Source organism: Parasaccharibacter apium (assembly GCF_002917995.1).
GTDB lineage: Bacteria > Pseudomonadota > Alphaproteobacteria > Acetobacterales > Acetobacteraceae > Bombella > Bombella apis.
Window position 1 is genome coordinate 39,613 of sequence record NZ_LMYH01000012.1, and the last position, 18,009, is coordinate 57,621.

The 18,009-nt window shown below is 57.1% G+C and carries 19 protein-coding genes; 8 read left to right on the forward strand and 11 right to left on the reverse strand.

Annotation, left to right across the window (positions count from 1 at the left end; all coding sequences use genetic code 11):
- Window positions 1-19: 19 nt before the first annotated feature.
- Window positions 20-715 carry a pyridoxine 5'-phosphate synthase gene (locus ASO19_RS04880; protein ID WP_103765598.1) on the forward strand — a complete coding sequence of 232 codons (696 nt, stop codon included), beginning with the start codon at window positions 20-22 and terminating at the stop codon, window positions 713-715.
- Between the two features lie 53 nt (window positions 716-768).
- On the opposite strand, the gene ASO19_RS04885 is transcribed toward ASO19_RS04880, so the two are convergent.
- Window positions 769-1,464, reverse strand: a complete 696-nt coding sequence (locus tag ASO19_RS04885; RefSeq protein WP_227431435.1) for a hypothetical protein — start codon at window positions 1,462-1,464, stop codon at window positions 769-771.
- A gap of 140 nt (window positions 1,465-1,604) precedes the next feature.
- Here ASO19_RS04885 and ASO19_RS04890 point away from each other — a divergent pair, with 140 nt between their 5' ends.
- Window positions 1,605-1,829, forward strand: coding sequence for a DUF3126 family protein (locus ASO19_RS04890; RefSeq protein WP_043560191.1), 225 nt, complete (start codon window positions 1,605-1,607; stop codon window positions 1,827-1,829).
- Window positions 1,830-1,908: 79 nt separating this feature from the next.
- Here ASO19_RS04890 and ASO19_RS04895 read toward each other — a convergent pair whose 3' ends face one another.
- The 3 genes from ASO19_RS04895 to ASO19_RS04905 are packed head-to-tail and all read right to left on the reverse strand — an operon-like array spanning window position 1,909 to window position 6,847.
- A complete protein-coding gene (locus ASO19_RS04895; protein ID WP_103765599.1) occupies window positions 1,909-3,678 on the reverse strand; it encodes an aminopeptidase P family protein in 1,770 nt (589 codons plus the stop codon).
- A 32-nt stretch (window positions 3,679-3,710) separates the two neighbouring features.
- Entirely contained in the window at window positions 3,711-4,616 is a 906-nt protein-coding gene (locus ASO19_RS04900) for a 50S ribosomal protein L11 methyltransferase (RefSeq protein WP_103765600.1), read from the reverse strand.
- Between the two features lie 17 nt (window positions 4,617-4,633).
- Window positions 4,634-6,847, reverse strand: coding sequence for an ATP-dependent helicase (locus tag ASO19_RS04905; RefSeq protein ID WP_103765532.1), 2,214 nt, complete (start codon window positions 6,845-6,847; stop codon window positions 4,634-4,636).
- Between the two features lie 99 nt (window positions 6,848-6,946).
- On the opposite strand from ASO19_RS04905, the gene ASO19_RS04910 reads away from it, so the two are divergent.
- Together ASO19_RS04910 and ASO19_RS04915 are read left to right on the forward strand one after the other, a co-directional pair.
- On the forward strand, window positions 6,947-7,570 hold the full coding sequence (locus tag ASO19_RS04910) for a JAB domain-containing protein (protein WP_052349065.1): 624 nt from the start codon (window positions 6,947-6,949) through the stop codon (window positions 7,568-7,570).
- Window positions 7,571-7,575: 5 nt separating this feature from the next.
- Window positions 7,576-8,214 carry a JAB domain-containing protein gene (locus ASO19_RS04915; protein ID WP_086431389.1) on the forward strand — a complete coding sequence of 213 codons (639 nt, stop codon included), beginning with the start codon at window positions 7,576-7,578 and terminating at the stop codon, window positions 8,212-8,214.
- On the opposite strand, the gene ASO19_RS04920 is transcribed toward ASO19_RS04915, so the two are convergent.
- The 4 genes from ASO19_RS04920 to rpmE all read right to left on the reverse strand — a co-directional run bounded on the left by ASO19_RS04920 (window position 8,215) and on the right by rpmE (window position 10,945).
- A complete protein-coding gene (locus ASO19_RS04920; protein ID WP_043560180.1) occupies window positions 8,215-9,351 on the reverse strand; it encodes a 5-(carboxyamino)imidazole ribonucleotide synthase in 1,137 nt (378 codons plus the stop codon).
- Window positions 9,348-9,842 (reverse strand): 5-(carboxyamino)imidazole ribonucleotide mutase, encoded by a 495-nt coding sequence (gene purE / locus ASO19_RS04925; protein ID WP_043560177.1) that lies wholly within the window; start codon window positions 9,840-9,842, stop codon window positions 9,348-9,350. Before purE ends, ASO19_RS04920 begins: the two co-directional genes overlap by 4 nt.
- A 21-nt stretch (window positions 9,843-9,863) precedes the next feature.
- Entirely contained in the window at window positions 9,864-10,475 is a 612-nt protein-coding gene (locus ASO19_RS04930; RefSeq protein WP_052349063.1) for a DUF1013 domain-containing protein, read from the reverse strand.
- A gap of 242 nt (window positions 10,476-10,717) precedes the next feature.
- Window positions 10,718-10,945 (reverse strand): 50S ribosomal protein L31, encoded by a 228-nt coding sequence (rpmE, locus tag ASO19_RS04935; protein ID WP_043560174.1) that lies wholly within the window; start codon window positions 10,943-10,945, stop codon window positions 10,718-10,720.
- Window positions 10,946-11,185: 240 nt separating this feature from the next.
- On the opposite strand from rpmE, the gene mscL reads away from it, so the two are divergent.
- Complete coding sequence (gene mscL / locus ASO19_RS04940) at window positions 11,186-11,638, forward strand: large conductance mechanosensitive channel protein MscL (protein ID WP_043560173.1); 453 nt, start codon at window positions 11,186-11,188, stop codon at window positions 11,636-11,638.
- Window positions 11,635-11,973, forward strand: coding sequence for a hypothetical protein (locus ASO19_RS04945; protein WP_043560170.1), 339 nt, complete (start codon window positions 11,635-11,637; stop codon window positions 11,971-11,973). The genes mscL and ASO19_RS04945 overlap by 4 nt, the downstream gene beginning before the upstream one ends.
- A gap of 82 nt (window positions 11,974-12,055) precedes the next feature.
- Here the strand turns inward: ASO19_RS04945 and secF are convergent, their stop codons facing one another.
- Both secF and secD read right to left on the reverse strand, forming a co-directional pair.
- On the reverse strand, window positions 12,056-12,985 hold the full coding sequence (gene secF / locus ASO19_RS04950; RefSeq protein WP_086441623.1) for a protein translocase subunit SecF: 930 nt from the start codon (window positions 12,983-12,985) through the stop codon (window positions 12,056-12,058).
- Between the two features lie 5 nt (window positions 12,986-12,990).
- Window positions 12,991-14,529 carry a protein translocase subunit SecD gene (gene secD / locus ASO19_RS04955; protein ID WP_081563146.1) on the reverse strand — a complete coding sequence of 513 codons (1,539 nt, stop codon included), beginning with the start codon at window positions 14,527-14,529 and terminating at the stop codon, window positions 12,991-12,993.
- 155 nt (window positions 14,530-14,684) lie between these two features.
- On the opposite strand from secD, the gene ASO19_RS04960 reads away from it, so the two are divergent.
- Together ASO19_RS04960 and ASO19_RS04965 are read left to right on the forward strand one after the other, a co-directional pair.
- Window positions 14,685-15,665, forward strand: a complete 981-nt coding sequence (locus tag ASO19_RS04960) for a Gfo/Idh/MocA family protein (RefSeq protein WP_103765601.1) — start codon at window positions 14,685-14,687, stop codon at window positions 15,663-15,665.
- Window positions 15,666-15,712: 47 nt separating this feature from the next.
- A complete protein-coding gene (locus ASO19_RS04965) occupies window positions 15,713-16,135 on the forward strand; it encodes a superinfection immunity protein (RefSeq protein WP_052349062.1) in 423 nt (140 codons plus the stop codon).
- Window positions 16,136-16,187: 52 nt separating this feature from the next.
- Here ASO19_RS04965 and ASO19_RS04970 read toward each other — a convergent pair whose 3' ends face one another.
- Entirely contained in the window at window positions 16,188-18,002 is a 1,815-nt protein-coding gene (locus ASO19_RS04970) for an ABC-F family ATP-binding cassette domain-containing protein (protein WP_103765533.1), read from the reverse strand.
- Window positions 18,003-18,009: the final 7 nt, after the last annotated feature.

The window sequence follows — 18,009 nt, forward strand, 5'->3', positions numbered from 1 at the left end:
AGAGGGAAAGGAACAGCCCATGATCCGTCTTGGTATCAATGTTGATCATGTTGCAACATTGCGGAACGCACGGGGTGAGCGCTACCCCGACCCTGTCCGTGCTGCTGAGCTGGCTCTGGAGAATGGGGCTGATGGTATTACGGCCCATCTGCGTGAGGACCGCCGCCACATTCGGGATGAGGATATCCGTCGCCTCCGGGCGCTTTCGGCTCCACTCAATTTTGAAATGGCTGTCACGGACGAAATGGTGACCATGGCCTGCGCACTGAAGCCCCACGCCTGCTGCCTTGTGCCCGAAAGACGGGAGGAATTGACAACAGAAGGTGGGCTTGATGTCGTAGGATTACGAAAAAGTCTGGCCCCGCATGTCAGCCGCCTTCTGGAAGCTGGCATCCGTGTTTCGCTGTTCATCGATCCAGAGCCGGAAGCCATTCGCACGGCGGCTGCTCTGGGAGCTCCAGTGGTTGAACTGCATACGGGAGCCTACGCTCTGGGGAAAGAAGGCGAGCTGGAACGTCTCCACAGGGCTGCCCATATGGCAGCTGAATGCGGGATTGAACTTCATGCCGGTCATGGTCTGACCTACGAGAATGTCTCTCCCATCACGAAACTGCCTGGGCTGAAAGAACTCAATATCGGCCATTTCCTGATCAGCGAAGCCGTCTTTGTCGGGCTGGGAGCTTCCGTGCGGCGGATGAAAGATCTGCTTTCCTGAAGACTTCATAAACCGTCATGGAGAGGTCCCGTCACTGGGACCTCTCTCAGGATTCAGTTGGGCTGTGTGTTGAAGATGGGCAATCCATTATTGCCCTGCTGGATACTGAATAGCCCATTGTTACGACGGACCTTAGGGATGCTCCCGTCTTTAGGAGCTGGCTGGATAAGAGGTTCGTTCGGCTTATGATCGTAATTCGGAACAAATTTACTTGATTTGTCGGAATAGGTGGCCTCTGGCCGCTGCTCTTCCGTGGGCATGGAATGAAATGCCGAAATCGGCCCCATGGGCCAGACGCCCGGAGCATCACGCATTGTTCCTTCAGGCTGTCGTGCACAGCCGCGTGTCAGCATGGAGCAGATACCATCTTCGCCAATATATTCGTCATCGTCGCCTGCATAATGGATCTCGGCAACCCGATCATGATCCATACGGACAAGCATCCGGCAGCTTGAGCCAGCTCCACCGAAAATAGACTGATAGGCACTGATAGCCGAACTTACTGGAAGAAGGCCAGAGCTGGGGAGAGGGGCGATCGAACGGGAAATGTCGTATTCCCAGATCGCCGTACTGTCATTCAGTGATTTGGTCGAATTGGGAGCTCCCGCACAAGCCTGCAGATCATAGCTTGTCATGCCGATCATTTCATATTGAGCTTTGTGAGCCTCATGGGCATCCCAATAACCGCAGGCAGAGAGGCCGAGCGGCAGCATACAGGTAAGCCGGAACAGGATTTTCTGAAATGTCATTCTCTCTCCATCAGAGTAGAAAGGCAGGCAATGGGGGGACTGCTTTATCATGTTTTTCTTTCTGTCTGAAAGATGGGTTTTAGTCTCCAGTGCAATCGGTTAGAGAAGGAGGAGCCGTTTCCCTTTTTGGAGTTTGCTTTATGGCCGATATTTCCGCTGCTGAGGTTCCCCGCCTGCAAAAGGCACTGCGCCGTCTGCTGGGCTCTCCGGAGCTGACAGTTCAGGTCCCGCCACGCAAGGGCATGAGTGTGGAAATCGCAGTGGCTGGTGAAGTCGTGGGGACTGTGTATCGCGATGAGGATGAGGGCGAGGTCTCCTATGCCGTCAACATGACAGTGCTGGAAGAAGACCTCCCTCCTGCCTGACCTGTAGCGGTCTTACCGGTACAGCAGGAAACCTCTCATCCTTGATGGTGAGAGGTTTTTTCATATGCAGGTACTGCTTTCAAAGCAGAGGTGCACAGCTCTGACGGAGCCACGGGTGCAGCTCATCTTCCAGCAGTGGCAGGAGCTTTTCCAGAACTGTGGCATGGTACTGGTCCAGCCAGTGCCGTTCTTCTGCTGTCAGAAGCTCCATGGCGATGAGACGGCGATCTATGGGGGTGTGGGTCAACACCTCGAACTCCAGGGAGGGCCGTACGGTTTCGGGCAGGGAACTTTCCCGAACGAGCAGCAGGTTCTCGATACGGATGCCGTAAGCGCCAACCTCGTAATAGCCCGGTTCGTTGGAAAGGATCATCCCTGGTACAAGGCCGGTCGGCCGTGGCGCTACGGAGATGGATTGAGGCCCCTCATGGACGGAAAGATAACTGCCAATGCCATGGCCGGTACCATGATCAAAATCCAGTCCCTGATTCCAGAGAGCCGCCCGGGCAAGAGTATCCAGCCTGTAACCTGGCAGTCCCATGGGGAAACGCTGGCGGCTCAGGGCAATATGCCCCTTCAGAACTGCCGTGAAAGCTTTCTGGATGGCGGCAGGTGCTTCATCCGGGCCAGTCCAGATAGTCCGTGTGATGTCCGTGGTGCCGAAAGGATATTGCGCCCCACTATCAACCAGATAGACGCTGTTTTTCTGGAGGATGCTGTCATGCCCGGCTTCGGCCCGGTAATGAGGGTAAGCGCCGTTGGGACCAGCCGCAGAAATTGTCTCAAAACTGGGGCCCCGATAATCAGGGGACATGGCCCGGAACGCCTCAAGGCGATCGGCCAATTCTGTTTCACGATGGCCGGGGCCATGTTCTTCCAGCCAGTGCAGGAACCGGGCCAGAGCAATGCTGTCCAGTTCATGCGCCCGACGGTTGCCATCCTGTTCCACGGTTGTTTTGATGGCTTTGGGAAGAGTGCACAGGTCCGGCCCATCAGCGATGTGAGCTCCGGCGTCCTTCAGGACCATGCTGAACCAGACTGGCGTCGTGGCAGGGTCCAGCCGTACGGTTTTTCCGGCCAGGGCCTGCAAGGCCTTCGACAGTTCGGAAGGAGGGAATGGACGTATGCCTGAATCTTCCGGGGCATCATGGAAACGGGTCACATCAGCAAAAATGTCGGCCGAACCATCAGCATGAAGCAGGCCGTACGCATGGGCGACAGGGGTCATGGCAATGTCACTTCCCCTGATGTTCAACAGCCAGGCGAGGGACGGGCAGTCCGCAAGGATCATGGCATCCTGCCCCGCTTCATGCAGCTGCCGGGCCAGACGATCCCGCTTGCTCCGGCTTGTTTCCCCTGTAAATTCGAATGGTTGGTGATGGATCAGATTGGCTGGTGAGGGAGGCTGATCATGCCATGACATATCTATTGGATTGTCAGACAGGGGTACGAGCTGGATACCATCCGTCTCCCATGATGAGAGGTCTCTCTGGCTGGTCAGCCGGGGGTCATACCCGATGCGCAGCCCTTGCGCTTTCTCAGCCAGCCACTGCCGGGGAGGATGCTGGCCGCCATGACGGGTTTCCCACAATGCCGCCGGAGCCTGCTCGGCCATCTGTACGGTGTAGCGGCCATCGGAAAAAACACAGCCGGTTTCTGCCAGCAGGATGGCAAGGCCAGCACTGCCCGTAAAACCGGTCAGCCAGGCCAGTCTTTCAGAATGGGGCGCAACATATTCCCCCAGATATTCATCACCCCGGGTGACGATGACACCGGAAATGCCAAGTCTGTCGAATTGCTGGCGGACGAGAGCAGGACGGTCCTGCAAAGGAATGGATGAAAGAGACACAGACGCCACCATGGAAAAACGGGAGAGAACAGTCAGGCTGGTTTCCGAAGGATCAAGGTACTCCAGGGGCCTTCCCTGAGCTGCTTTTCAAGGATCAGGCCCTGCCTCTGGTGGGCAACCAGCACCATGCGGGCCTGGGTATTGAGCAGTCCGGCCAGGATGGCTGTTCCCCCTGCCTGAAGGTTGCGGGCAAGATCCTTGGCCATGCGGCAGAGAGGACGAGCCAGAATATTGGCAAAAACAAGATCATAGGGAGCATTGCGGCGAACAGCTTCCGTATGCCAGCCATTGCCGAAGCGGCAGTCCAGCAGGGGGCCGAGCCTGTTCAGCCGGGCATTGGAAGCTGCAACACGGACAGACCATGGCTCGATATCCACGGCCAGAACAGGGCGATGCAGCAGGCGAGCCGCTGCCATGGCCAGAATACCGGACCCACATCCCATGTCCAGAATATGACGGGGGCGCCGATGGGCAATCTGTTCCAAGGCACGCAGGCACCCGCGGGTGGAACCATGTTCACCGGACCCGAAAGCGATCCCGGCATCCAGTATGATGTCCAGCCAATTGGAAGGTGACGTCTCCTTCAGATGTGTCCCCCGGATACAGAACCGCCGTCCGACATATTGGGGAGGGAAGGCTTCCTGCGTACGGGCCAGCCAGCCCTCGGCCTCGGTGTTCTGCCGGTGCAGGGGTGCGTCCACGCCTGTCATGGCACGGACAAGCGCCAGGGCGTTATCCAGCTCCTCCTCATTCCGCCCTTTTTCCTTGACGGCTTCCAGCCGCCAGTAACGCTGCTCATCATCCTCTTCGAACATGCCGACCGTGTCACAGACCCCAAGCAGGGCCTGCTCGAAAAGTGGAACGTGTATTTCCTCCACCACAATGGAAAGCGTCTCCAGCGCCCGGGCATGGCGGGAACCAACATGGGTGGGGGCAATAGGGCTCTGTTTTGTCTTCACGATACGACCTCTATAAAACCGGCCATGATCCGCTTCAGACCGATATTTTCAAAATTGATGGACAGACGATCCCCTTCAACCCCGATGACCACACCTTCACCGTAACGGTTGTGGCGCACCGTCGCTCCGATGGGGACGGCAGGCTGCACAGCGGACGGTCTGGCCCGCTGTTGTCCTGACAGAACCTGAGCCCTGTGCCTGAAAAATGACCTTGAGGGCAGGGCGTGACCGGCCTCTGCAACATTCCGTAAAACCTGTTCTTCAGGCAGTTCATCCAGAAAGCGGCTTGGTATGGAATCCTGCCAGTTTGCATAAAGCCGACGACTATTTGCATGGGATATGATTACCCGCTCACGGGCACGGGTAAGGCCGACATAAGCGAGGCGCCGTTCTTCCTCCAGAGCCTGGTTTCCACCTTCATCCAGAGAACGCTGGGACGGGAAAAGGCCTTCCTCCCATCCGGGCAGGAAAACCGTTGGGAACTCAAGCCCTTTGGCGGCGTGGAGCGTCATCAGGCTGACCTTGTCCGGATCGTCTTCGGCATTGTCACTGTCCATCACAAGGGCGATATGTTCCAGAAACGCATCCATTGTTGGAAACTCACCAATCGCCCGGATCAGCTCCCGGATGTTGTCCAGCCTGCCGGCGGCTTCTATGGTCTTCGGGTCATCCCGCCACATGGCGAGATACCCACTTTCTTCCAGCACCATGTCAGTGGCGACAACATGGCCTTCCTTGCCGACAGTGTCTCTGGCCCTGGAGAGGCTGTCCATCAGGTCCGACAGCGTGGCGGCCGCCTTGCCCTTCAGCTGCCCCTGTTCCAGCTGATGCTGAAGCGTCTGTTGAAGGGACAGCCCCCTCTCTCTGGCAGCATTCCGCAGACGGGTCAGGGCAACACTGCCAAATCCCCGTTTGGGCAGATTGACGATGCGCTCAAAAGCCAGATCGTCAACGGGATACAGCACTGCCCGCATATAGGCGATGGCATCCCGTATCTCGGCCCGTTCATAAAAACGCAAACCGCCAATAATCTGATAGGGAATGCCCATTTTCATCAGGGCATCTTCAAAGGGACGTGTCTGGAAACCAGCCCGCATCAGGATGGCGATGGAACCGTAAGGATGACCTTTTGTGTGAAACTCCTGTATCCGGCGGCCAATGACACGGGCCTCGTCATCCGAGTCCGGCATGTTGATGACCTCAACAGGATCACCCTCCATGATGTCGAGCCCAGGCCGCAGAACCTTGCCCAACCGTCCCTCATTATAGGCAATGACCTGCGAAGCCACGGTCAGGATGCGGGGGGTGGAACGATAATTCTGCTCCAGCCGGATGATCCGTGCACCGGGAAAATCTTTCTCGAAACGGAGGATATTGGCAATGTCGGCACCACGCCATGAATAGATGGATTGATCGTCATCCCCGACGCAGGCAATGTTAGAGGGTTGTCCATCCTGCCTTCTGGCCAGAAGACGCAACCACAGATACTGGATGGTATTCGTATCCTGATATTCGTCAACCAGAATATAGCGGAAGCGTTTCTGATACTGCTCCAGTACATCGGGATGCTGACGGAGGATGGTCACCACATGCAGCATGAGATCCCCGAAATCACAGGCATTCATTTCCTTCAGACGTATCTGATAGGCAGCGTAGATGGCCGGGAGCTGGCCATTGGCCAGTTCAGGTGTCTGCGCAGCAGTGATGCCATCGGGCAGCAGGGCCTGATCTTTCCATAACTGGATCTGATGCATGATCTGTGCCGGAGGAGAGCGCTTGAGGTCCAGTTTCCAGGGCTCTATGACCTGCTTGAGAAGACGGAGCTGGTCGTCCGTATCGAGAATGGTGAAGTTGCGCTCCAGCCCGACATGTGGCGCATGCTGCCGAAGCATGCGGGCACAGAGAGAGTGGAAGGTTCCCAACCAGAGGCCTTCCACTGGTCGGCCGAGGATGGCGCTGATGCGCTCCCTCATTTCCCGGGCAGCCTTGTTGGTAAAGGTCACGGCCAGTATCTGCTCGGGCCATGCCAGCTTTTCCAGCAGGATATGAGCGAACCGTGTTGTCAGAACCCGGGTCTTCCCGGTACCGGCACCAGCCAGAATCAGCAGGGGGCCTTGCGTCGTTTCCACGGCAAGACGCTGCTCTTCATTCAGCCCGTGCAGATAATCAGGACCGGAAGACGGAAAACGGGGGGAAAAAAGATCATCCATCACAATTATCTGGTATAATGCGGCTCATACCCGCTGGCTAGGACATAACCATAGATTGTGAAAAAAGCAGTTTCATCCAAACAGGGGCACAGGGCACGGATGAGAGAGCGCATCCTCACCCATGGAGCCGAGACCTTGGCCGACTATGAGCTCCTGGAGGTTCTGCTTTTCTACGCCATTCCTCGCAGGGACACCAACCCGCAGGCCAAAGCGCTGCTTTCCGCTTTCGGGTCGATAGGGAAGCTGTTGCAGGCATCTTCTGCCAGACTGGAGCAGCATGGTCTGAGCGAGCGCATCATGAGCCTTCTGGAACTGCCCGTATTGGCAGCACGCTCCCTCATGGAGAGTGATGAAGACATGCCGCTTCAGCTGGGCAATGCCAAGGCTCTGATGAATTATCTGAAAGGCACATTGCAAAGGACAGATGAGCCAGCCATCGGTCTGATCTGCCTGGACAGCAACAACGGCCTGATCATGGAAAAGCTGCTGCCAGCAGCCAGTAACCTTCATGCCCTCCACCGATCAATTGCACAGACACTTCTCAACTGCCACGCCACTGCGGCCATCGTCGTCTATTACCATCCACGCAGTCCAGCCACGGCACTGGCTCCAGAGGTACGGGGGCTGAGACAGGTCTTGCGGTCTCTGGATGTCATCGTCCATGAAGGCATCCTGATTGGTGAGGGATGGTATGTCAGCATGAGTGAATCCGGGCTTCTATAAGGAGGATGATCATTACGGACCGTCTGCCCTCCGTCAGGGAGAGCTTTCACAAAATCGCATCGTTTGTTGTTGCCGGGAAAGATGCCCGCAAGGAGCTGGTTGAGCGCCTTCTGCGGCATCATTCTTCACTGGCTGAACTCATTTCAGCTCAGCCAACGGACAGAAAGGCCATAAACCGGGATGATGTGCCTCTGGCCGTATTCTGTGCTGTGCTGAAAGAGCTGGCCCATCGGTATGGACGGTCCTTGCTGCCAGAGGGCAACCTGCTGGAGCAACCGGAATTGCTGAAGGACTATCTGATGGTCCAGATGGCCAGGGAAAGAGTGGAACAGTTCCGGCTGCTTTTTCTGGATGACAGGAAACACCTCATCCGCGATGAAGTGCAGAGCCACGGGACAATCAACCATGTTTCGGTCTATCCACGTGAGATAGCAAAACGATGTCTGGCGTTGGGCGCAGCCGGAATCATCATGGTCCACAATCATCCGGGAGGGCAGGTAAACCCATCCCGGGGAGACATCACCATGACCCAGGCCATTCAGAAGGCATTGGCTGTCATCGATGTCTGTCTGATAGACCATGTCATCATCACAAGAAAAACCCAGACCAGCTTCCGCCAGCTTGGGCTTCTTGATGATGACTGATCAGTCCTCAAGCTGGGGCTGATAGCGGGAAAGAACCATGCTTCCGGGCAGTCCTCCACGAGGGAAGATGCGGTTTACATGGCCCATCTTGCGCCCCGGGCGAGCTTCCTCTTTTCCATAGAGGTGGATGGAGGCATTTTCCTCCCCCACGATCTCTGGCAGGAGCGCCATGTCATCCGGGCCAATCAGATTATGCATGTAGGCATCAGAATGGCGTCGGGCAGGCGGCAGGGGCAGCCCGGTCACAGCCCGGACATGCATTTCGAACTGGTCTACCAGACAGGCACTCATGGTCCAGTGGCCGGAATTATGAGGGCGAGGCGCAATCTCATTGACAAGGAGCCTGCCATCCCGATCCTCAAACAGTTCCACCCCCATGATACCGACAAGCCCGAGCTTTTCAGCCAACGTTGCGGCCAGGGTCTGCGCTTTTTCAGCCAGATCGGGCATGATGGGGGCTGGTGTGATGGAGACACGGAGGATCCCCTGGCGATGATGATTTTCCGTAACATCAAAGCAGCGCACGGTGCCTGCTGCATTGCGGACAACCATCACGCTGACCTCACGGGCAAAATCAATTTTCCGCTCCGCAACCAGCGGATAGGGGAGGGTGTCTGCCTCTGCTGCCAGAGAGTTGAAAGCGGCTTCATTCTCCAGACGGAACTGCCCCTTCCCATCATAACCGAAACGGGTTGTTTTCAGGATGCAGGGAAAGCCGAATGATGGGAGAGCATGAAACTCCTCTGCCGAACCGATTTCCCTCCAGGGGGCAACCGGCAGGCCGAAGGATTCCAGAGTGGTCTTTTCGGTGATACGGTCCTGGCTGGTTTCCAGAATATGACCGGATGGATGGACCGGACAGAACCGTGCCAGATGGGCCAGACCCTCTGCGCTGATATTTTCAAATTCAAACGTAATGACGTCACAGGAACGGGCGAACTGCTCCAGACACACCGGATCATCGTAAGCACCAACCGTGAAACGGGCCGATGTTTCCGCTGCCGGGCTTGGCTCACTGTTGGAGAGGATATGGACCCTGTAGCCCAACCGGGCAGCGGCCACGGCAGACATGCGACCAAGCTGTCCCCCCCCAACAATGCCGATCCAGGCGCCAGGCTGTAATGCTTCCGTCTTCATCCTGCAGGAACCTCAGCCACGGAAGCCGTCTGCCGTACCCTGAAGGCTTCAAGCCTTTCGGCTATGCTGTCATCGGAGAGGGAAAGGACAGATGCAGCCAGCAGAGCTGCATTGATGGCTCCAGCCTTGCCGATGGCCAGTGTGCCGACAGGCACCCCGCCAGGCATCTGCACGATGGAGAGCAGACTGTCCTGCCCTTTGAGCGTGCGGCTTTCCACCGGCACTCCAAAAACAGGCAGGGTCGTCCATGCTGCACACATTCCTGGCAGATGGGCTGCGCCACCCGCTCCGGCAATGATGACCTTCAGGCCACGTTCACGAGCCGTTCTGGCATAATCAGCCAGCCGGTCCGGCGTCCGGTGGGCGGAAACGATCCGGGCCTCATAGGGGATGCCCAGAGCGTCCAGCTGCTCACAACCATGCTTCATGGTCTCCCAATCCGACTGGCTGCCCATGATCACACCGACTGACGGCGCTGGTGAGACACTCATCGTGTTCTGCCCCTCTTTGTCTCAGAAGCTGTTGCCGGTTTCATCACGGGACGGGAAGAGGCTCTCCGGGTCGATTGCCTCATGATCATTCTCAAGCGGCTTCCCTTCCCGGACGAGACGGTCATTGGCGGCCTGAACGGCAGCATTCAGGTCTGTCTGGGTGCAGAGGCCAAGGATGACGGGGTCACGAGGCTTGATGTTGGGGCTGTTCCAATGTTCACGGTTGCGGATTTTGGCAATCGTATCCTTGGTTGTGCCCAACAGGCGGACAATCTGGGTATCGTTCAGCTGCGGGAACTGGCGCAGGACAAAAGCGATGGCATCGGGGCGATCATGCCGCTTGGCCACCGGCGTGTAGCGTGCCCCCTTGGCACGACGGGCCACGGGATTGGGAGTGGCTGTCAACTTGAGCCGGGCGGCGGGATTGGCCTCACAGCGCTTGATCTCGGCTTCAGTCAGCTGATTGTTTTTTACAGGATCATAGCCGTTGATCCCGCCGCCAACCTCACCATCAGCAATAGCCTGAATCTCCAGCGGGTGCATCCCGCAGAAAGTGGCGATCTGGTCAAAGGTAAGGCCGGTTTTCTCAATCAGCCAGACGGCAGTTGCCTTCGGCATTAGCGGCAGGGTCATGTCAACGCAGTCCTTTGCAGAGCGATAATATGGTCCGGCATCTGGCAGGGCCCGGGCCACTCTGGAAAAGAATCACCCGCCACCCGCATGAGGGGCGGTGCCTGCGACAATGCACGACAGTGCCGCCAAGATGCGTCAGAGACCATGAGAGGTCAAGATGGAAAGAAATAAAAAGAAACCCTCCACCCGAGGAAAAGGGTGGAGGGTTTCTCTATCCAGACATCCCGTAAAGGGAAACTGTCTTACTTCTTGATATTGCCAATACCGGAGAAGCGCTTGTTGAACTTGGCAACCTGCCCCCCTGTATCCAGAATACGCTGAACGCCCGTCCAGGCCGGATGGGTCTTGGGGTCAACGTCCAGACGCAGCTTCGCGCCGGGCTCGCCGTAGCAGGAACGCGTTGTATATTCGCTGCCATCAGCCATCACGACCGTGATTTCATGATAGTCGGGGTGGATACCGGGTTTCATAATATTTCCTGAACCTGATGAAAGAAGCTCCGATACCGACCGGAGCAGACGGAGCCCTCCATAAAGGATATGGCTCGGAAAATAAAGGTTGGGCATCATTCTTTTTGTTGATAAAGCGATTCTTAAAGACTTCATACAGTTTTGCCATAATACGCTGTATGCTACGGCAGGGCTCGGCTACATGGCACAGATCATGCCTGTCGTGCGGTCTAGATTCTTCAAATTTCAGGAAAAGGCTATATGAGTCCTATCAAAACACCTGGCTGGGTTTCTGATTTTCAGAAATTCATCATGCGCGGGAATGTCGTGGATCTGGCAATCGGTGTGGTGGTTGGCGCTGCTTTCAGCTCCATCGTCAACAGCGCCGTCAAGGATCTCCTGACCCCGATCCTGGGTCTTCTGACGGGGGGCGTGGACTTCAGCAACATCTTCATCACCCTGAAAGGGCCGGTCAAGGATACACTGGCAGAGGCACAGAAGGCCGGAGCCGTGACCATCAATGTGGGCCTGTTCCTCAATGCGGTCCTCCAGTTCCTCATCATTGCCTTCTTCATCTTCTGGGTAATGCGTCTGGTCGGCAAGCTGCACCGCAAGGAAGAAGCGCAGCCTTCCGCCCCGCCGGCTCCTTCCAAAGAGGAAGTGCTGCTGACGGAGATCCGTGACCTCCTGGCGGCACGCGCAGTAGAGAAATGACCCGTTTTTTCCCCATGAAAATGACGGCACGATGCGCCCTGGCGGGTCTTGCTCTGGCAGGCGTCCTGTCTGCCAGTTCCGCCAAGGCGGATGGTACAGCTTTCGGGGTCCCTCTGTCGCCCAATGCGCACCTTTATTCATATTTCATCATCAATGGAATGGCCCGTGGCGCTTTCCTTCTGGGCCAACTGCACCAGAAAGATATGCCCACGCTGATCCAGATGGATGAGGTGACCCGCAAGGCTGTGATCCACAATCTGGACTCACAGACGATCAGGTCGGACTTCAGGGCGGAACAGATACTGACCCGTTATCTTGGGCTTATCCTGAAATAGTTCCCGGGAGCTGGACAGGATACAGAAAAGGGGGCTCCAGAGCCCCCTTTTTTCTGACCATGTTCCGGTGAAAAGGCTGGTCTCAGCCTGCTTTGCGCAGTCGCTTCTGCCCCATTAGGAGCAGAAGTGGTGCGGCAATGAAGATGGATGATGATGTCCCCACGACAATGCCGAACAGCATGACCGTAGCAAAGCCGGTCAGCGTGCTTCCACCAAACAGTGCCAGAGGCAGAGCGGCAAGGAACACCGTCATGGACGTACCCAGTGTCCGGTTCAGTGTTTCATTGATGGAAAGATCCAGCAATTCCCGCAGAGGCATTGTCCTGTATTTGCGGAGATTCTCACGGATACGGTCATACACGACCACCTTGTCATTTGTGGAATAACCCAAGATGGTGAGCAGTGCCGCAACCATGACGAGGTCAAACTCGAACCGTGTAACCACTAGAAAACCAATGGTTTTTGTCAGGTCCAGCACGAGTGTAATGACAGCACTCAGGGCAAACTCGCGCTCGAAGCGGAACCAGATATAGATGAGAATCATCCCGAGGCTGAAGAGGAGGGCAAGCACACCATCCCGAAACAGTTCGGACGACACGGACCCGCCAACAGCATCAGCCCGCTGGATCTGGACACCAGGAACAGCCTGCACGATGACCGTGCGGACCTGATCCACCAGCTTCTGGGTAACATGCTCATCTTCACCCCCTGGCGGAAGGTTGATGGCAATGCGGACATCCTGCGGAGACCCGAAAGACTGTACGGAGGCCGCATTGATGTGACCAGCCTTGAGGACCTCCCGCATATGGGCGGGATCTTCCGCTGCTGGAGAGTGGGTTTCCACGATGATTCCACCCCGGAAATCAAGCCCCAGATTGAGGCCCGGCGTGATGAACAGCACCACAGAGGCGATGGAGAGAAGGGCGGAGACAATCAGACCGGCATGACGGCCACGCATGAAGTGGATCTGTCGGTCATCACGTACGAAACGGAGAAGAGGGCGAGAAAACATGGCGATCAGACCGGCAATTCCTGTGGACGTTTATGAGCATACCAACGGACAATCAGCATGCGGGACAGCACCAGCGTCGTGAACAGCGTGGTGACGATGCCAATGGTGATGGTCAGGGCAAAGTTGCGGACCGGCCCCGTACCAAAGACAAAGAGCATGACATGGGCGAGGAAGGCCGTGGCATTGCTATCGATGATGGTCCCCGTGGCCCGCTGGAACCCGGCCTGAAGCGCCTGCAGGGGTTTCCGGCCGTTCCGTACTTCTTCCCGGATACGCTCATTGATAAGAATATTGGCATCCACCGCCATGCCGAGGGTCAACAGGATACCCGCCATACCCGGCAGGGTCAGTGTTGCTCCAAAAAGCGACAGAATGGCCAGGATCATGACCAGATTGGCAAACAGCGCAATGTCCGCATACAGGCCGAACCGGCCATAGAACAGCAGCATGAACAGTACGACCAGCACAAAGCCAGCCGCAAGACTGACCACACCAGCATGGATGGAGGCCGCACCAAGGCTCGGCCCGATGCTGCGCTGTTCCACTACGGCAAGGGGAGCAGGAAGGGCCCCGGCACGGAGCAGCAGCGCCAAGTCGGAGGCGGAACGAGCCGTGAAGCGCCCGGTGATGATCCCGCGCCCCGCCGTGATGGGGCCGTTGATGACAGGGCTTGTCAAGATGTGACCGTCCAGAACGATGGCGAACGGCTTGCCGACATTCTCTGTCGTAATGCGGGCAAAGTCATCTGCACCTTTATTGTCAAACTTCAGTTCGACAACCCATTGCCCCTCATTCATTGTGGCAGCGGCGTCTGTCAGGTTGGCACCATCCACGTCGACCCTGTCCTCCACAGCGATTTCTCCACGCCCCTCAGGCAGGGGCAGCATGGTCGTGCCGGGACCAGCATGGAGCGGGTCTGGAGAAACGAGATGGAAGGTCATGCGGGCTGTTGTGCCCAGCAGGGTCTTGATACGCTGAGGATCGCTGATGCCCGGCAGTTCCAGCACGATGCGGTCTTCCCCCTCACGGGCAATGCTCGGGTCGATGGCACCGGTACTGTCGATACGGCGGCGGACAATCTCGATGGAGCGTGACACAGCCTCCCGGGCCCGGGCCCGGATGGATTCCGGTGTCAGGCTGATGACGAAGCGGCCATCTTTCTCATTGATGGCCAGTTCACCAGGAATGGAGGGCGTCAGTTCTTCCAGAACCTTCCGGTCGCTCTCCTTTTCACTTTCGGAGCGGGGCGTGAGCAGCACGGAGGCCGTAGCATCATCCCGCTGGATGAGCCGATAGCCAAGGTGGGCACTAAGCAGCCCCTGACGGATCTCACCTTCCAGTGACTGAAGCCGGTCATGCTGGAGGGTTTTCGTATCCAGCTGCAACAGGAGATAGGAGCCTCCCCTCAGATCAAGCCCCAGATGTACCTGATGCCAGGGCAGGGATGATGAGGGAGATTTCATGAAATTGGGCAGGCAGAGCAGGGCACTGATCAGACAGATACCCACCACGCCTAACATCCTGAGGCGGCTGTAATACAACATAAGGGGTCAGAGAACCTCAAAAACGTGGAAATGAAGAGGCCAGAACTAATCTCGCAGATGGGTGCGACCATGCCCTCTCCAGTATTTTATTGCAACCATTATGCATGGCTGCATGGCGCCTTGCACAAGCATTTCCGGGTGCTATGATTCCTTTCATGAAGACGGAAAAGCTCCTTGATGTCGCCATTGCGGGTACCGGGCATTTTGGCCGTTACCATGCCCTCCAGGCTGCCAGACACCCCCGGGAGCGGCTGGTCGGGCTGTACGACCCTGATCATGGTCGTGCCCAAAGCATTGCGGAAGAAACGGGAACCTCTGCCTTCAGAAACTACGAGGAGCTTCTGGAACGGTGTGAGGCTGTCATCATCGCTTCCCCCGCCGAAACACATTATCAGATGGCACAACAGGCCCTGATGGCCGGCTGCCACGTGCTGGTTGAAAAACCTCTCGCCGCCACAAAAGAAGAAGGGGCCGCACTGGTACGCTGTGCTGGAGAGCAGGGATGCATCCTCCAGGTCGGACACCTGCTGCGTTATTCGGCCGAGCATCAGGCCATTTCAGCCCGCATGAAACAGCCTCTGTACATCGAGGCCACAAGGATCGCTCCCTACAAGGAGCGGGGCACGGATGTATCAGTCGTGCTGGACCTGATGATTCATGATCTCGACTTCATCCTGTCCCTTGTGGACAGCCCCATCCTCCATATTGATGCGATGGGCGCCGCCGTATCCAGTGCTCATGAAGACATCGCCAATGCACGTGTCCGTTTTGCCAATGGCTGCGTTGCCTCCATTACGGCCAGCCGCATTTCTCTCAAGACCGAACGGAAAATGCGTCTTTTCTCTCAGGAAGGCTATCTCTCGGCGGATTTCATGAGTCGACAGCTGGTTTTCATAAACCGTCATGAAGGAATACCCCTCCCGGGCAGCAATGGCTTCCGGCGGCAGAGTGTGCGGTGGCATGACCATGACAACCTGGCTGCCGAGCATGATGCTTTTGTGGCGTCCTGTCTGGATGGTGCTCCCGTGATGGTGGATGGACAGGCCGGTCTCAGGGCTCTTGACGCTGCCCTGAGAGTTGGTGAAGAGATACGGGCTGCGCAGGAGTTGATCCGGCATGCAGGTCTGATCGACTGATCAGGACACTATAGTGCATTTCCTTACGACATGAAGGGACAATCATCATGGACATGACTGACTACACGCAGCAGATCAACGCCATAAATCCTTATCTGAGCCTGCTGATCTTCGCCATCCTCATGCTCTCCATGCTGGCGCTGTATTTCCTGCCCAGCATCATTGCCATCATGCGGCAGCATCCCCAGAAATGGCTTCTCATCGGTCTGAATGTCTTTGCTGGGTGGACAGGGTTCTTCTGGATCGGCCTGCTCATCTGGGCACTCTGGCCAAAAGAAAAACTGGTTGCATTTCAGGATGGACAGGGCTGGGGCCCCTATCAGGCACATGATCGGACCCAATCTTTTGGAGGATCATCTTCTGACCGGCCAACTGAAACGCTGGAGCAGCTCGCCCAGATGAAAGACCGTGGCGCCCTGACAGAAGCTGAATTCGCCAAGGCCAAGGAACGTCTCATCAACCGCCTGTAACGGCATGTCCTTCCAGCCCGCCATTGCAGGCTGGAAGGACCTTTGCCGAAGATCAGTTTTCCAGCAGTTCTTCCCGTTTGCTTTCAAGCTCAACCCAGCGCTCTTCCGCTTGGCGCAGCTTTGTCTCGGTGTCTTCCAGCGCAGCCGTAATCTTTTCAAACCGGACAGGGTCCCGGTTGTACAGCCCGGGGTCAGCCAGAGCATTCCGGCAAAGCGTGGCGTCTTTTTCAAGTTTTTCAAGAAGCTCAGGCAGCCGGTCCAGCTCCCGTTGTTCCTTGTAGCTCAGTTTGACGGTCTGTTTGACAGTACGTACAGGAGAAGAACCTGTATCGCTGGAGGAGGGGGCCGTGTCTTTCTGGCGTCTCTCTACGGGAGACCGTCCCCTGCGTTGGGCCAGCATGTCTGAATAGCCACCAGCATATTCAATCCAGCTGCCATCACCCTCTGCCACCAGAGTTGAGGTTGCCAGTCTGTCCAGAAAATCACGATCATGACTGACGAGCAGAACCGTCCCAGCATAATCGCCCAGCATGTCCTGCAACATATCCAGCGTCTCAAGGTCCAGATCGTTGGTAGGCTCATCCAGCACGAGCAGATTGGAAGGACGGGCCAAGGCAGCCGCCAGCGCCAGCCGCCCCCGTTCTCCCCCGGAGAGATGGCTGACTGGCGTGCGGGCCTGTTCCGGCCGGAACAGAAAGTCCTTCATGTACCCAATGACATGCCGTTTTTCCGTGCCGACCTGTACCATCTCGCCATGTCCGTCCGTCAGGAAGCTGGCCACACTCTGGTCGCCATCCAGGGCGCTGCGCTGCTGGTCCAGCGTCACCATCTGGATGGACGGACTACGCCGGATTTCACCGGCCTGTGGGGTCATCTCACCGGTCAGCAGGCGCAGAAGCGTCGTTTTCCCGGCCCCATTGGCCCCGCAGATTCCCAACCGGTCGCCTCTGGTCACCTTCAGCGTCAGATCACGGATGAGGGGACGCTCCGGATAGGCCCAGCCAACACCTTCCGCAGCCATGACAATCTTGCTGGTATTCTCCGTCTCACTGGCTTCCAGCTTCAGGGAGCCTCTCTGGCGGGAGGCAAGATCACGCCGCTCCGCCCTCAGGGCGGCCAGTTCAGCAACACGACGGACATTTCGCTTTCGGCGTGCTGTGACGCCATAGCGCATCCAGTCTTCCTCACGGGCAATCTGACGGTCCAGCTTGTGCGCTACCCGTTCGGCAAGCTCAATCTGCTCGTCCCGCCATGATTCGAAATGGGCGAAGCTGGCGTCCAGCCTCTGCGTGCCCCCCTGATCCAGCCAAATGACTGCCTTGCACAATGTTTCCAGAAAGCGGCGGTCATGACTGATGATGATCATCCCCGCTCCCGAGGCCAGAAGCTCCCGCTCCAGCCAGGCGATGCAGGGGAGGTCCAGATGGTTGGTCGGTTCATCCAGAAGGAGAAGGTCCGGCTCAGTTGCCAGAGCCCGGGCAAGGGCGCTTCGGCGTGCTTCCCCTCCAGAAAGACTGGCACATTTTTCACGACCATCCATGCCGAGCTCACTCAGCATGGCTCGGGCCCGGTAATGGGCTGTCTCGTCCAGCTCCGCCGTCACATAATCGAAAACCGTGTCCCACCCAGAAAGGTCGGGTTCCTGCGGCAGATAATGTACTTTCAGCCCTGGCTGGAGGAAACGCTCGCCATCATCCTGTTCCAGCTCCCCCGCTGCAATGCGGAGCAGGGTGGATTTGCCCGAGCCATTTCGCCCGACAAGGCAGAGCCGTTCACCCGGCAACACGGAGAGCGTGGCACCGTCCAGCAACGGACGGCCACCCAGAGTATATGAAATGTTCTGTAGATTGAGGATTGGTGCAGACATGGGCCTG